The organism is Streptococcus thermophilus, assembly GCF_010120595.1.
Lineage (GTDB): Bacteria > Bacillota > Bacilli > Lactobacillales > Streptococcaceae > Streptococcus > Streptococcus thermophilus.
Genome location: NZ_CP038020.1, coordinates 1,885,212 through 1,900,090, shown reverse-complemented (window position 1 = coordinate 1,900,090; position 14,879 = coordinate 1,885,212). Strand labels below are relative to the sequence as shown.

Annotated in this window: 14 protein-coding genes; 8 read left to right on the top strand and 6 right to left on the bottom strand. The window is 39.0% G+C overall.

Annotated features, from left to right (window positions below):
- Positions 1-5: 5 nt before the first annotated feature.
- The 8 genes from cps2T to radC all read left to right on the top strand — a co-directional run bounded on the left by cps2T (position 6) and on the right by radC (position 9,919).
- Positions 6-1,154, top strand: coding sequence for a beta 1-4 rhamnosyltransferase Cps2T (gene cps2T, locus E3C75_RS09935; protein ID WP_024010019.1), 1,149 nt, complete (start codon positions 6-8; stop codon positions 1,152-1,154).
- A complete protein-coding gene (locus E3C75_RS09930; RefSeq protein WP_064355776.1) occupies positions 1,151-2,092 on the top strand; it encodes a glycosyltransferase family 2 protein in 942 nt (313 codons plus the stop codon). The genes cps2T and E3C75_RS09930 overlap by 4 nt, the downstream gene beginning before the upstream one ends.
- On the top strand, positions 2,092-2,898 hold the full coding sequence (locus E3C75_RS09925) for an ABC transporter permease (protein WP_064355774.1): 807 nt from the start codon (positions 2,092-2,094) through the stop codon (positions 2,896-2,898). Before E3C75_RS09930 ends, E3C75_RS09925 begins: the two co-directional genes overlap by 1 nt.
- Positions 2,898-4,100, top strand: coding sequence for an ABC transporter ATP-binding protein (locus E3C75_RS09920; protein WP_011681436.1), 1,203 nt, complete (start codon positions 2,898-2,900; stop codon positions 4,098-4,100). Before E3C75_RS09925 ends, E3C75_RS09920 begins: the two co-directional genes overlap by 1 nt.
- A 17-nt stretch (positions 4,101-4,117) precedes the next feature.
- On the top strand, positions 4,118-5,818 hold the full coding sequence (locus E3C75_RS09915; protein WP_064355771.1) for a glycosyltransferase family 4 protein: 1,701 nt from the start codon (positions 4,118-4,120) through the stop codon (positions 5,816-5,818).
- 1 nt (position 5,819) lies between these two features.
- The gene (locus E3C75_RS09910; protein ID WP_111679666.1) at positions 5,820-7,565 is read left to right on the top strand and encodes a rhamnan synthesis F family protein; all 1,746 of its coding nucleotides are present in this window, start codon (positions 5,820-5,822) and stop codon (positions 7,563-7,565) included.
- 148 nt (positions 7,566-7,713) lie between these two features.
- A complete protein-coding gene (locus tag E3C75_RS09905) occupies positions 7,714-9,054 on the top strand; it encodes a DUF2142 domain-containing protein (protein WP_223899627.1) in 1,341 nt (446 codons plus the stop codon).
- A 178-nt stretch (positions 9,055-9,232) separates the two neighbouring features.
- On the top strand, positions 9,233-9,919 hold the full coding sequence (gene radC, locus E3C75_RS09900; RefSeq protein ID WP_011681432.1) for a RadC family protein: 687 nt from the start codon (positions 9,233-9,235) through the stop codon (positions 9,917-9,919).
- A gap of 52 nt (positions 9,920-9,971) precedes the next feature.
- Here radC and E3C75_RS09895 read toward each other — a convergent pair whose 3' ends face one another.
- The 6 genes from E3C75_RS09895 to E3C75_RS09870 form a co-directional block, all read right to left on the bottom strand.
- Complete coding sequence (locus tag E3C75_RS09895) at positions 9,972-10,667, bottom strand: gamma-glutamyl-gamma-aminobutyrate hydrolase family protein (RefSeq protein WP_100262331.1); 696 nt, start codon at positions 10,665-10,667, stop codon at positions 9,972-9,974.
- Complete coding sequence (locus tag E3C75_RS09890) at positions 10,660-11,319, bottom strand: redox-sensing transcriptional repressor Rex (RefSeq protein WP_100262330.1); 660 nt, start codon at positions 11,317-11,319, stop codon at positions 10,660-10,662. The genes E3C75_RS09895 and E3C75_RS09890 overlap by 8 nt, the downstream gene beginning before the upstream one ends.
- A gap of 143 nt (positions 11,320-11,462) precedes the next feature.
- Positions 11,463-11,810 (bottom strand): DUF1831 domain-containing protein, encoded by a 348-nt coding sequence (locus E3C75_RS09885; protein ID WP_014608555.1) that lies wholly within the window; start codon positions 11,808-11,810, stop codon positions 11,463-11,465.
- A gap of 1 nt (position 11,811) precedes the next feature.
- Positions 11,812-12,924 (bottom strand): cysteine desulfurase family protein, encoded by a 1,113-nt coding sequence (locus tag E3C75_RS09880; RefSeq protein WP_002948029.1) that lies wholly within the window; start codon positions 12,922-12,924, stop codon positions 11,812-11,814.
- Positions 12,925-12,927: 3 nt separating this feature from the next.
- Positions 12,928-13,899: a ribose-phosphate diphosphokinase gene (locus E3C75_RS09875; protein WP_011681428.1), complete on the bottom strand. Its 972-nt coding sequence runs from the start codon at positions 13,897-13,899 to the stop codon at positions 12,928-12,930.
- A gap of 362 nt (positions 13,900-14,261) precedes the next feature.
- The gene (locus tag E3C75_RS09870; protein ID WP_002951444.1) at positions 14,262-14,837 is read right to left on the bottom strand and encodes a CYTH domain-containing protein; all 576 of its coding nucleotides are present in this window, start codon (positions 14,835-14,837) and stop codon (positions 14,262-14,264) included.
- Between the last annotated feature and the right edge of the window lie 42 nt (positions 14,838-14,879).

The window sequence follows — 14,879 nt, the reverse complement described above, 5'->3', positions numbered from 1 at the left end:
ATAATATGCAACACGTTTTTATTATCGGAAGTCGTGGACTTCCGGCTCAATATGGTGGTTTCGAGACCTTCGTGGACCAATTGGTCTCCAATCGAGTATCACCGAATATCAAGTACCATGTTGCTTGCCTTTCTAATGATCAAGCCTACTATCATTTTGACTACAAGGGTGTAGATTGTTTTACGATTAAAGCACCCAAACTTGGGCCTGCGCGGGTCATTGCCTATGATATGATGGCCATCAATTATGCCTTGAAGGTCATTAAGAAACAAGGAATTGAAAAACCTATTTTTTATATTTTGGGCAATACCATCGGGGCCTTTGTGGCGCCTTTTGTACGCAAGATTCATAAGATGGGCGGCCAATTCTATATCAATCCAGATGGACTGGAGTGGAAGCGGGCCAAGTGGGCCAAGACAATCCAAGCCTATCTCAAGTATTCTGAAAAAATCATGACGCGTCATGCGGATTTGGTGATTTCAGACAACCCGGGTATTGAATCCTATATCAAGGAATCCTATCCTTGGTCCAATACGACCTATATTTCCTATGGCACGGATTTATCTCCGACCAGCCTGACCAGTCAGGATAGGAAAGTCAGAGAACTATATCAAAAGTGGGAGACACACGAGAAAAACTATTACTTAATCTTGGGTCGCTTTGTTCCAGAAAATAATTACGAGACCGCCATTCGTGAATTTATGGCCTCTTCTACCAAGAGGGATTTGGTCATCATTTGTAACCATGAAGGCAATCCCTATTTTGAAGAGCTTCGGGTTCGAACAGATTTTGATCAGGATCCACGTGTCAAGTTTGTAGGAACGGTTTATGATCAAGATCTGTTGAAGTATATCCGTAAAGAAGCCTTTGCCTATATTCATGGCCATGAAGTGGGCGGAACCAATCCGGGACTCCTAGAAGCTCTTGCTCAGACGGATCTGAATTTAGTTTTAGGAGTCTCCTTTAACCAAACGGTTGCAAAGGACACAGCCCAATATTGGACCAAAGAGACTGGGAATTTGGCGCATTTGATCGACCAGGTCGATCCTTTGGAAGATGTATCTGAATGGGGTCAACGAGCCAAAGCCAATATGAAGCAAAACTTTATCTGGGAAAAAATTGTAGGTGAGTACGAGGAATTATTTTTATCATGAAAGTAAATATCTTGTTGTCCACCTATAATGGTGAGCAGTATCTAAAAGAGCAGGTCAAAAGTATCCAAGACCAGACCTATCGGGACTGGCAACTCTTGATCCGAGATGATGGATCAACCGATGGTACGGTAGAGATCATTCAAGAGTTGGTGGCGCAGGATGAGCGCATTCGCTTTATCAATCAAGGTGCTATCGAAAATCTTGGTGTCATCAAGAGCTTCCATGCCCTCTTGAAATATGAAAAAGCAGATCTTTATTGCTTCAGTGACCAAGATGATGTTTGGCTTCCTGAAAAAATTACTCTTCAAGTAGCAGAAGCGGCCAAGCACCCTCAAGAAGTACCTTTGCTAGTCTACACAGATTTAAAAGTAGTCGATGAAAACTTGAACGTGCAGCATGAAAGTATGATTCGCACCCAGTCTGATCATGCCAATACGGAACTGATTCAAGAATTGACAGAAAATACAGTAACTGGCGGAGTTGCTATGATTAACCATGCCCTGGCGGAATTATGGACAGGTCAAGAAAATCATGCACTCCTTATGCATGATTGGTATTTAGCCTTACTAGCAACTGCCTTTGGAAAGCTCATCTATATCGATCAGCCAACCGAATTGTACCGTCAACACAGTAGCAATGTTCTGGGGGCTCGTACCCTTAGAAAACGGGTCAAAAACTGGGTTCGCCCTCATATTCTTTTTGCTAAATATTGGAATCTCATTGAGTCCAGTCAAGAACAAGCAAAAAATCTATTGGATCTGCCTGTCAGTTCCCAAACTAAAGAAATCATTGAAAACTTTGTTACCATTATGGACGTACCGCTAAGAGAACGTTTGAGACGGATTCGTCAGTATGGTTATCGGAAGAACCGAGCCTTTCACACCATTGTGTTTACTAGCTTGGTTTTGACAAAGTTTGCATATCGAGGTAAAAAATAATGTTTGACGTTTTTAGTCAGAAAAATCGAATTTTATTAAGAGAATTAATCAAAACAGACTTTAAATTACGCTACCAAGGATCAGCGATTGGTTATCTTTGGTCGATTTTAAAACCCCTGATGACCTTTACGATCATGTATATTGTCTTCATTCGATTCTTACGCTTAGGTGGAGATGTTCCCCATTTCCCAGTTGCCCTCTTGTTGGCCAATGTAATCTGGGGCTTCTTCTCAGAAGCCACATCTATGGGGATGGTGTCGATCGTTAGTCGAGGCGACCTATTGCGGAAGTTGAACTTCTCAAAACACATCATTGTCTTATCTGCAATTTCAGGAGCAGCGATTAACTTTGTCATTAACCTTGTTGTCGTGTTGATTTTTTCATTCTTTAATGGGGTGACATTTTCTTGGACAGCTTTGATGGTGATTCCGTTGTTCTTTGAGTTATTCTTGATGGCGACAGGATGCGCATTGATCTTAGCGACATTTTTTGTTCGTTTCCGTGACTTAGGTCAAGTTTGGGAAGTACTCTTGCAAGCTGGCTTGTATGCGACGCCAATTATCTACCCGATTACCTTTATTGCAGACCAAAATCCATGGGCTGCTAAGTTGGTCATGATGAATCCTTTGGCTCAAATTATTCAAGACATGCGTTACTTCTTGATTGATAAAGCTAACACTCCAGTATGGCTTTTGGTGCAGAATAAGTATTTGGTTCTGACCCCTTATGTTTTGCCAATTCTTATTTTTGTCGCTGGCTTTGCTTACTTTAACAAACATGCTAAGAAATTTGCGGAGATTCTCTAATGACAGATAAACAAATTGCAGTAAAAGTAGACCATGTCAGTAAGTACTTTAAGTTGCCAACAGAGGCAACCAATAGTCTTCGAACTGCCCTGGTCAATCGCTTCAAAGGAATCAAAGGCTACAAAGAGCAACACGTCCTCAAGGATATTTCTTTTGAGGTAGAAAAAGGAGACTTTTTCGGGATCCTCGGAAGAAATGGTTCTGGGAAATCAACCCTCTTAAAAATTATTTCTGAAATCTATGTACCGGAAAAAGGTACTGTCACTATCGATGGGAAACTGGTGTCTTTTATCGAGCTTGGTGTGGGTTTTAACCCAGAGCTTACTGGACGTGAAAATGTCTACATGAATGGAGCTATGCTGGGCTTCTCGACAGCTGAAATTGATGCCATGTACGATGATATCGTAGACTTTGCTGAGTTGCATGACTTCATGAACCAAAAACTCAAGAACTACTCATCAGGAATGCAGGTTCGTCTAGCTTTTTCGGTTGCGATCAAGGCCCAGGGTGATATCTTGATTTTGGACGAGGTACTAGCAGTAGGAGACGAAGCCTTCCAGCGCAAGTGTAACGATTACTTCCAAGAACGCAAGAAATCAGGGAAAACCACTATCCTAGTTACCCATGATATGGGAGCCGTTAAGAAATATTGTAACAAGGCTGTTTTGATAGAAAATGGATTGGTGAAGGCAATCGGGGATCCTTTTGACGTTTCTGATCAATATAGTTTTGATAATTTGGAATCGAATTCTCATCATAATGGAAATGAAGACGAGGGCTTGGATACAACGAAAGTTGAAGGTTTTACAGCTATATTGCTTTCTCCTAAGAAAGTAACTCCTGATGATGAGGTTGTTATTGAGTTTTCATTTGATCTATTAGATGATTCTGTGAATCCTCATATAGCCTTTTCATTTATTGATATTTCTACTGGGAATGGACTTTATAATGATAATTCCATGGATATTCCATTATCTGGTGTCGGACCCAAAAAAATCACTTATAAATGTAAGTTGCCGTACTTTAATCATGTGAAGTTAAGATTAGTAGCATTTTTAAGAGACGAAAATCAAGAAAACTTAGCAATATTGTCGACAACAAACCCTCCAGTCTTTTCAATTGATCGGGTTGTGGATCGGACCAATCGTTCAGAGTTGGATTCTTCTACTGGATTGTTAGTCCGTCAAGGCAAGTGGGAATAATACCTTTGGTGTGGGCTATGAAAATTTTATTTGTTTCTCCTGTTGGAGCCATGTTTAGTGGAGCAGAAGTATCGATTGTGAACCTGATGAAATTGTTAGTTCAGCAAGGTCATGAAGTTTACAATGTAATACCGGATAATGCTCCACACATCGATAAAGACTATCTCCGTCATATGGATACCACTGGAATTAAACTATTTCAGTTAAAAACCAATCAGTGGTGGTGGCCTGAATCTAAAACGCTGGATATTTCCGATTTAGAAATCCAAGCTTCTCAACAAAAGAATATTGATGAAGTAAGAGAAATCATTCAGAATGAACAGATTGAACTGGTTATTTCGAATACAGTAAATGTGTTTCAGGGAGCTATCGCAGCTGCATGTGAAAAGGTGAGACATTTTTATATTATTCATGAATTTCCTTTTGGCGAGTTTGGCTATTATAAGGACCTAATTCCCTTAATTGATGATTTGTCTGATAAAATTTTTGTAGTTGAAGGGGAATTATACCACACTCTAACGAATTATTTTACCACTGATAAATTGATCCCGTTTATTCCCTATACAGAAGTTCAAGAGCGTCCTCTTAAGAATTCTACTATTTCTCGTTTTGTATCAATCGGTGGGATTAACGAACGAAAAAATCAGCTTGAGTTGCTTGCAGCCTATAATCACTTAAATCGGAAAGATATCGAACTGGTCTTCATCGGAGGATGGGATGAGCAATACAAAAAGTTGATGGATGACTATATTCAAACGCATCATCTAGATCGTGTGACGTTTGTTGGGTTTCACTCGGATCCATGGTCCTTGGTGACAGATAAGGATATCCTCGTCTTGCCTGCTACATTAGAAACATTTTCTTTGGTATTTGTGGAATCAGTCCTAAATGGTGTTCCTGCAATCATTTCCGATAATTTAGGTCATTTATCTTCGAGTAAATTTTTAGAAACTGGAAATTTATATTCACTAGGGGATAGGGATTTGCTAAGTCAACAAATGGCTACAGTGATGGATAATTTTGATAGCTATAAAGAAAAACAATTACTGGATCAAGAACTTGCTCGAAAGAAATATAATCTTAAGACAATTTATGCTGGTTTTAGAGAATATATCGAGGAAAGAACGCCAATTGTTAACAATAAACTATCGTCCAAGTATGCTCGATTTTTGGGGATGAAATTCAAGAATCGTGATATCGAAGTGATTGGTAAATCTCAAGTGGTAATTTCAGCTTCTAATGATGGGCTCCATTCAGTCTACCATGAAATAACAAAAGAGAGAATGGAAAATACGGGCACCATTATCTTTCAGCTTGAAAATGAAAAGAGTCTAAAAATATTACTTTCAGAATTTCCAAGCTCTTATAAAAAATTGTCATTGATAGCATTGGAGGATCAAAGAGAAATTCCTCCTGTAACTTCAAACGGAATTGATTTCGAGGATGTTTTGGTTTTCTTTAATACCCATCCACATATTCTTTTTGATCTTTCGAATAGTTCAGGTAATCAATTTCAATTCTCCTATGAAAAAGAAAGTGACAAAGAATTTAGCAGACACCTATTCAACTTACATGAGAAACATAAAAAATTATCTCATGAATACAATTCCGTCATCGAGAAACATAAAAAATTATCTCATGAATACAATTCCGTCATCCATTCGCCCCGTTGGACCATTCCAACAAAGATTTTGAAATTCTTAAGAATAAGGAAATAATATGGAACGTTTACTTTTATATGTTCATTACAATAAGTTTAATTTTATTAGTGGGCATGTACTCTATCAATTAGAAAAAATTCGTCCCTTGTATTCACGGGTGGTCTTTATCTCCAATAGTCAGCTACCAGAAGATGTGAAGGACCATTTGTCCAATCAACACTTGGTGGATGATATCCTTGAACGTCAGAATAGTGGTTTTGACTTCGCTGCGTGGCGGGATGGAATGAAGACAGTTGGCTTTGACCAACTGGCTCACTTTGATTCAGTTACCCTCATGAATGATACCTGCTTTGGACCTCTTTGGGATCTAGAACCAATCTATGAGCGGTTTGAAAATGAAAATGAAGTGGATTTCTGGGGAATGACCAATTACCGGAAAAACAAGGATTTTAACGAGCATATTCAGAGTTATTATCTTAGTTTTAAAAAACAGGTTATTGAATCATGTTCTTTCCATGAATTTTGGCAGGGTGTTCAAGACTTTACCAATGTTCAAGATGTGATAGATAACTACGAAACCAAGATCACAACAAATTTCTTGGATGCTGGTTTTCGATATAAAACTGTCTTTCATACCATCCATGAAGATACAACTGGGATGCTCCATCCAGACTTTTCCTACTACAATCCTACAGCGATTCTCAAACATAAGGTTCCTTTTATCAAGGTCAAGTCCATTGCAAACAATCAAGGAATCATGCCCTATATTTTTGATGAATTGGAGCGTGTATCAGACTATCCATTAGACCTGATTCTCAACCACATGTCTATGATTGATCGTCCAGACTATCCTTATCTCTTGTCTCGTAAGTACTTGAAAAACCAAGAATTGACAGGAGATTTCGATAAAAAAGTTGCGGTTCATCTCCATGTCTTTTATGTGGACCTCTTGGAAGAATTTTTAGATGCTTTCCAAGATTTTCATTTCGCCTATGACCTATGGATTACGACAGATGTAGAAGAGAAGAAACAGGAAATTGAGCAAATTCTATCTCGTCGGAGTCAAGATGCGACGATTGTAGTGACTGGAAATATTGGACGAGACGTGTTACCAATGCTGCTCTTAAAAGAGAAACTCTCGCGCTATGATTATGTCGGTCATTTCCATACCAAGAAATCCAAAGAAGCAGATTTCTGGGCGGGTGAATCCTGGCGGAAAGAATTGATCGATATGCTAGTCAAGCCGGCAGATCAAATCCTTGCCAATATGGAGGCCAATCCAAAAGTCGGAATCACCATTGGAGATATTCCAACCTACTTCCGTTACAATCGAATAGTGGTTGCCTGGAATGAAGCTCTCATTTCACCAGAGATGAACAAGCTCTGGCAACGGATGGGAGCGACCAAGAACATTGATTTCAAGAATCTTAATACCTTTGTCATGAGTTATGGTACTTTTGTTTGGTTTAAATATGATGCATTGAAACCCTTGTTTGATTTGAATTTGACAGTATCAGATGTTCCAGCTGAACCTCTTCCTCAAAATTCAATTCTTCATGCGATTGAACGCTTATTAGTCTATATTGCTTGGGATCAAAAATATGACTTTAGGATCTCCCAAAACCCACACGTTCTCACACCATTTATCGATAATAAGCAGTTGAACAATCGTGAGGATCTCCAACCACATACCTTTGTGGATTTTAATCAAATTGGTGGGATTAAGGGAGCTTTGAAGTATATTGTGATAGGTCCAGCAAGAGCTGTGAAATATATTCTCAAAAGGTTATTGAGTAGAAAGTAGTGTATGTATTGTGAAAATTATAAATAAGACAAAAATAGTTAATATTATTATTTCGGTATTTCTGATTTTATTTTCGAAGGTGTTCTTAGCTAGTTTATTTGACTTCACTATCAATACCAATGTTTATCTTTTAATTCTGGGTGTAATAATGTATTTTGTAATTTTCGATCCAACAGATAAACAAAAATTACCGATAAATGCTTTCTTTTTGATTATTATATTTGGAACAATTATTTCTGTTGTAAAACCAGTTCAGTACGGTTTAGACGAGGAGTCACATTTACCAAATGTAATCAGTGTTTCGGATAGTCCAATTTTCAAATATTCTAAAGAAAAACTAACAGACTATGATTCGGTATTTGCATATGATTCTCTTAGGAATCCTGCTAAAAAAGATAAAAATTATTGGTTAAATGTTGAACATAAAAAAAGTAAGATTAGCGGGGTTAAGACTGGATTCGACAATCCAGCATATATTCCTAGTTCAATAGGATGGAATATTGGTAGGATTATTTCAAATAAAGTGTATATCTCTTACTTTTTAGGAAGAATATTTGAGGTGCTAGCATTTGCTTTAATAGTATTTTTTGCTTTGAAAATAAGTAAGTCTTATAGAGAAGTCATCTATTTGTTTTCTACTTTTCCTGCAGTCTTGTATATTATAGCGGGTTATCATTATGATTATCTGTATTTTGGTGCGAGCATGTTTAGTCTTGCTTTACTAACAAATGTTCTTAGTGGAAGCCATAAAATTGATAGAAGGTATGCAATCGCTTTTCAATGTTCAACCTTGCTTTTTTCATTTTCAAAATTTCCGTTTGTACTAATTGGCAGTCTATTCTCCGTTTTACCTAATAAATACTACGAGAATAAATCGGTGAGAATTTTAAGTTCAATTTTGTTCTTTTTGAATTTATTAGTCTCATTTATTTATGCTGGAATAATTAAGTTATTTCCTTCTAAAGGTGCCCTTTCAGGAAATGGACCGGGAATTTACTATTTTATAACCCATCCTTTGCCTTTAATTAGAACTTTATTCCAAGCACCGTATGGTATTATTAATGACTTTGTTTCTGAGCCATTAAAATACGTCAAAGAACCATCAGCATTTTTAATTGCTATATCAACAATAATATTCTTTTTACTCTTATTTATTGTTGTAATGAGAAATAAGATTGAACTTCCAAAATTCTTTAAATATTTTAGCCTTATTTTGCTTATAGCAATTGCTTCTCTGATAGTGATTGCCATATCTGGAGATCCTAGAGTATACCATAAAGGAGATATTATTGTTGGTGGCGTTCAAGGCCGTTATTATTATTTTATCCTTATGTTCATGCCACTTTATTGTGGCTCCTGGTTTAGAAAATTATTCGGCATTGCTGAAACTGTTACGAGTGAAAACTTAAATTTTGAAAGTACTTTACAATATTTGTTAGTGTATCTAAATATCCTAACTATAAGTATCGGCATATATACTCAGTTATAGACATAATTTATCTTTGTTTGAGGTATAATCGAAGCTCTCCCAATACAGATAGAAGGAAGTCAATAAATCAGAAAATGTTTTTCTTCTTTTGTTGTTTCAGAGTTTGGTCAAAGAAAAAATCATCAGCTGTGTAACTTCCCCTCCCACTTACGAATAAGTAAGTAGGAGGTTTTTTCTTATGTATAGTATTGTAGCTGAGGAGTCGGGGCTTTTGCCTCGTGAGCGTCTCTTACAAAAGGGTGCAGAGGTCTTGTCTGACCAGGAACTGTTGGCGATAGTGCTGCGAACGGGGACGAGGTCTGAGTCGGTCCTATCCATGGCCAACCGTATTTTAAAAGGAATGACGAGTTTGGCGGATTTGTCTCGCTTGTCCTTGAATGAGCTTCAAAAAATTCCTGGTATTGGGCGTGTGAAATCCATTGAGCTGAAGGCTATGGTGGAGTTGGCTAAGAGGATTGAGAAGGCTGAGTTGGCTCGTTCCGAGCAGATAATGTCCAGTCAGCAGGTGGCTCGTCGTATGATGTTAGATATTGGTGACAAGCCTCAGGAGCATCTGGTGGCCATCTACCTTGATACGCAGAACCGTATTATTCAGCAAAAGACGGTCTTTATTGGTGGGGTTCGCCGTTCGATTGCCGAGCCGCGTGAGATTTTGCATTATGCTTGTCATCTGATGGCAACTTCCTTGATTGTGGTCCACAATCATCCTTCGGGGGAAGCCTATCCTAGTCGCAATGATATTGATTTTACTCAAAAGATTAAGAGGTCCTGTGACGACTTGGGAATTTGTCTTCTTGACCATCTTATTGTTGGAAAATCAACTTATTATTCCTTTCGTGAGGAGAGGGAGGATTTTGAACTTTAAGTAGGGTCTATAAAGACACAAGAAAAGCAACTGAGTGCAGTATCAGTTGCTTTTAAAGTTCGTTTACAACGTATTCAAAGAGTTTGAGGTCTTCTTCACGTTTGTGTAGGAGAAGTTCTGGATGCCACTGAACACCAAGGTAACGAAGATCTGGTGTGTTTGATTCAACAGCTTCGACAGTATTATCCTCAGAGTCACGCGCAATAACACGGAGGTCAGGGGCCAAGTGTTTGATACTTTGATGGTGGAAAGAGTTGATAGAGGTTTCACGTCCGTAGATTTCAGCCAACTCACTGTTCTCATCAACAATAATCTTATGGTAGAGGTAATCAGAAGGCTTGTCCTGCCAGTGATGCTCAATATCTTGATGGAGGCTACCACCTAGTGCGACGTTCATGAGTTGGGTTCCACGACAGATTGAAAAGATGGGTTTCTTCTGCTTAGTGGCTTCCTCAATGAGTGCCATTTCAAAGATATCCCGTTCGAGGAAGAAGTCATCTTCACTGGCATGGTTCTCTTCGTTGTAGAATTTAGGGTCAACGTTTTGTCCACCGATGAGGATAAGCTTGTCAATCATGGAAATATAGGTTTTAGCCTCCGAAGGTTCGGATACGGGTAGTAGGATTGCTAAGCCACCGGCTCTTTGAACTCCTTCTACAAAGCCAGATGGGGCATAGGACCATTTGATGTCTTTATGGGCTGGATTAGGTCTTACATTGGCTGTGATTCCGATAATTGGTTTAGTCATTGTTTCTCCTTGATTTTTCCTCTTCTTTCATGAAATAGAGTAGGGTTTGTAGTTCGCTAGTCAAGTCTACATATTGGACCACCACGTGGCGTGGAAGATTGAGGTTGACTGGAGAGAAGCAGAGAATGCCTTCAATTCCAGCATCAACTAAAAGCTCAGCCACCTCCTGTGCCTTGACTGATGGCACTGTCAGGATGGCCGTTTTGATATCTTCCTGGGCAATCTTGTCCTTGATTTGAGAGATACCATAGATAGGAATATTGTCTTCAGTCTGGCTTCCTACCAGTTCGTTATCGTCTGTATCAAAAGCCATAACCAGCTGCATGCGGTTACGTTCTTGAAAACGGTAGTGAAGAAGAGCACGTCCGATATTTCCTACTCCTACAAGGACCACCTTAGTTGTCGCATTATCATTAAGGAGTTCTGCGAAAAATGTCATCAGCTTACTAACGTCATAACCAAAACCACGACGACCTAACTCACCAAAATAGGAGAAGTCACGACGCACTGTAGCAGGATCAATTCCAATTGCTTCAGCAATTTGTTTGGAACTTGTTTTGACGATATTTTCACGATGGAATCGTTTGAATATTCGATAATAGAGAGAGAGACGTTTAGCAGTAGCGTTTGGAATGTTTTTCTCATATGTCATTGATCGCATTTCCCTTCTTGAATTAATATGATTCACTTATATTATTTTAGGAAAGGTTTGTGAAGATTGCAACAAAATAGTATAAATGATGCGATATAAATAACCTATCACTAGGATAGGTTATTTATATATCTAAAAATGGTTTAGACCTCTTCTTGCTCAAAAACTTGACGGTCTACTAAACTCTGCATCAAGAAGTAGAATTTTTCTTGTAAGATATGGTGGTCTTCATTTTTAAAGATATTAATGTTACGAAGGCCAGATTTGTCTGTGATTGACAATTTGAAACCTGTCAAATCTTTGTTAATAGTGATCTTTAGTGGGAAACCTTCACCTGAGTTAGGCACTTTTTCGAGTAGACGGTGTAACTCGTAGTTTCCAATTTTATTTTGTACAAAAGTTGTATCACGAAGGGTGAATTTTTTGACATTAGAGCTGATGGTGTAACGGTATTTACAGTCAGCCAAATGGATGCTTTTTTCAAATGCCATCTTAGTCTCCTATGATTTGATTAAGTTTTTCTGCTAGGGCCTGAAGTTCTTCAGCAGTGTTTTCCTCTGATAAACTAACGCGGATAGCTGTTTTAAGCTTGTCAGAATCCTTGCCATATAGGGATTGGATGACGTGGCTTGGGTCAACAGTTCCAGCAGTACAAGCAGATCCAGTTGAGACAGCAAATCCAGCCAAGTCTAACAGGGTTAAGAGAGGTCCATTTTCCTTGCCAGAAAAACTAATGTTGATAACGTGAGGTAGACTGGGTCCTACGCTGTTAATCTCGTAAGGAACAGTGAGAGAATTAAGGAACACCTGACGGATCGTTTCAACATGCTTGTAATTGTCTTGGTAGTTCTTACTAGCTTGTTTGTAAGCTGCGGTCATGCCTGCAATACCGACAAGATTTTCAGTGCTGGCACGACGCTTTTCCTCTTGTTCACCACCGTGGAGTAGGTTGTCAAAGTGCAAATCATTATGATAGAGCAGGCCGACACCTTTAGGTCCATGAAATTTATGAGCACTGATTGAGAGAAAATCGACACCGAGTTCTTCTGGGTGAATTGGAAGTTTTCCTGCAACCTGAACAGCATCCACGTGGAAAGCAGCCTGGTGGTTGGTGAGCAGGTCACCAATTTCCTTAATAGGAAGTAACTGACCAGTTTCATTATTGGCATACATGACAGAAACCAGAATAGTATCGTCACGTAAGGCCTCAGCAATCTGTTGGGCTGTAATGACCTGATTGACCGGCTGGATATAAGTAACCTCAAAACCAAAACGCTCTTCCAGGTAGGCCATGGTGTGAAGGACAGAGTGATGCTCGATAGCAGTCGTAATCAAATGTTTCCCCCTAGCTTGATTGGCAAGGGCATAACCTTTGATAGCTGTATTGTTACCCTCAGTCCCACCAGAGGTGAAAATGAGTTTTCGAGCAGGAACTTGAAATTGCTTGGCCATTTCTTCACGAGCCTCACGGAGTTCCTTAGAAGCCTGACGACCATAAGCATGTAGGCTGGATGGATTTCCAAAGGTTTCAGTCATGACATGTGTCATCGCTGAGATAGCAGCAGTATTCAAAGGAGTGGTTGCTGCATTATCCAAATAAACCATAAATTAGTCCTCGTTGGCAGTATATGCAAAAAGTGGGCTAAGTGGTTGACGTTCAAAGATACGGGTAATAGCATTAGCGATAAGCTCACTTGCTGAAAGGTATTTAACACTTGTAGGAACATTTTCTTTAGTTGCAACTGAATCTGTAACCAAGATTTCTTTGATTGGAGAAGCGTTGAGGACTTCACCGGCACCACCAGCAAAGAGCCCGTGACTAGCTACTGCATAGATGTCATTAACCCCACCACGTTCTAGGATTTTAGCCGCTTCGGCAAAAGTTTTACCCGTATTAAGGATATCATCAACCAAGATCGCAGTTTTACCTTCAACCTCACCGATGATGTAGCCTTCTTCACGTCCCGTATCATCTTGAGCATAATCAATAATAGCGATTGGAGCATCAAGATATTCAGCCAAGCTACGAGCACGTTTAACACCAGAATTTTTAGGGCTAACAACGACAACGTCTGCACCAGTCAACCCTTTTTCATTGTAGTATTCAGCAAAAAGAGGGATAGTAAAGAGATTATCCACGGGGATGTCAAAAAAGCCTTGAACTTGGACAGCGTGAAGGTCAAGCGTCAAGACACGGTTGACACCAGCTTTAACCAACATATTGGCAATCAATTTAGCAGTGATTGGTTCACGTGAAGCAGCAATACGGTCTTGACGTGCATAACCAAAATAAGGCATAACTACATTGACAGAGTTAGCACTGGCACGTTTGCAGGCATCAATCATGATGAGCAATTCCCAAAGGTGGTCGTTAACAGGGTTGCTAGTAGATTGGATGATGTAAATATCGTCTCCACGAACAGACTCTTCAATGTTAATCATGATTTCACCGTCAGAAAATTGACGTGAAGATACTTTTCCAAGTGGCAATCCGGTATTCTCAGCAATTTTTTCAGCAATTTCTGGATTTGAGCTGAGCGAGAACAATTTCAATTTTGGGTTTGCTTTTTGATGTACCATGACGATGGTGACTCCTTTAAAAAAATAAGATGCGAAGCCCAATTAGGGCTATTATAATAAAACTACAGATGCTTCTATTTTAACAAAAAAAAATAGAAATTTCAGCCTTCAGAAAGCGATATTGATGAAAATTGACGAACCATAAATCACTGAATCATTTTTGTATGCGTTTTTAGACAGAAGAGAGATTGTGGAAGTTGCCACAAGTACCAAATTGTTTTTGCATATATAAAAAAGACAAGGGTTGATCCTTGTCTTAAAATGAAGTAAATGGTTTTTATAGACGTTTTTACGGTGGAAAGTCCGCCTCAGAACGGATCAAAAATGACTAGCAGAATTTCTATAAACTCACATTTCACCAACTAGTCTTTATCTCGCTTTAGGGTTGCTATAAAACGTGCAACCTTACTCTTGGCATACTTAAAGTTAATATTATTTTCCTTAAGAAAGGCATAAAAGTCGTCTTTACCTCTCTTAGCATCTGAAACTTCCAACTCAAGCTCATAGTCTTTCTTATCAGCATAGACATTGACATCAAGTGCCATGAGACCAATATTGGTCTGGTATTCACGACGGGTTGTGGTTAAATGTCCAAGGATGGTTAGATCCTCTAACTTAACACCACGTTCTAGAAGAATGGACTTGATTTGGCATTCAGGGAAGTCAAGAGACTTGGTCATAGCCTTAGCCTCTGAACAGTCCATGGTGACATTGTATTCCATATTTCCGACCTTTTCAGGAATTTTCAAGGTCAACTCACCATGAGTGGGAAGGGTTCTGATACGTAAAGACAACCTTTTATTCCTCATGTCACCTTGGGGTGTATCAATGTAGTAATTGGTTTGCGTAACAGGTGTTACATGGGAGAAAAGCACTGCTAAACGATTATACTCGTCTTTGGTGAGCAGAGTCTTGTACTCTATCTCTAAATGGTTCATGTGTGTCCTCCCTTGTTCTTTTAAATGTGGTATAATATAACA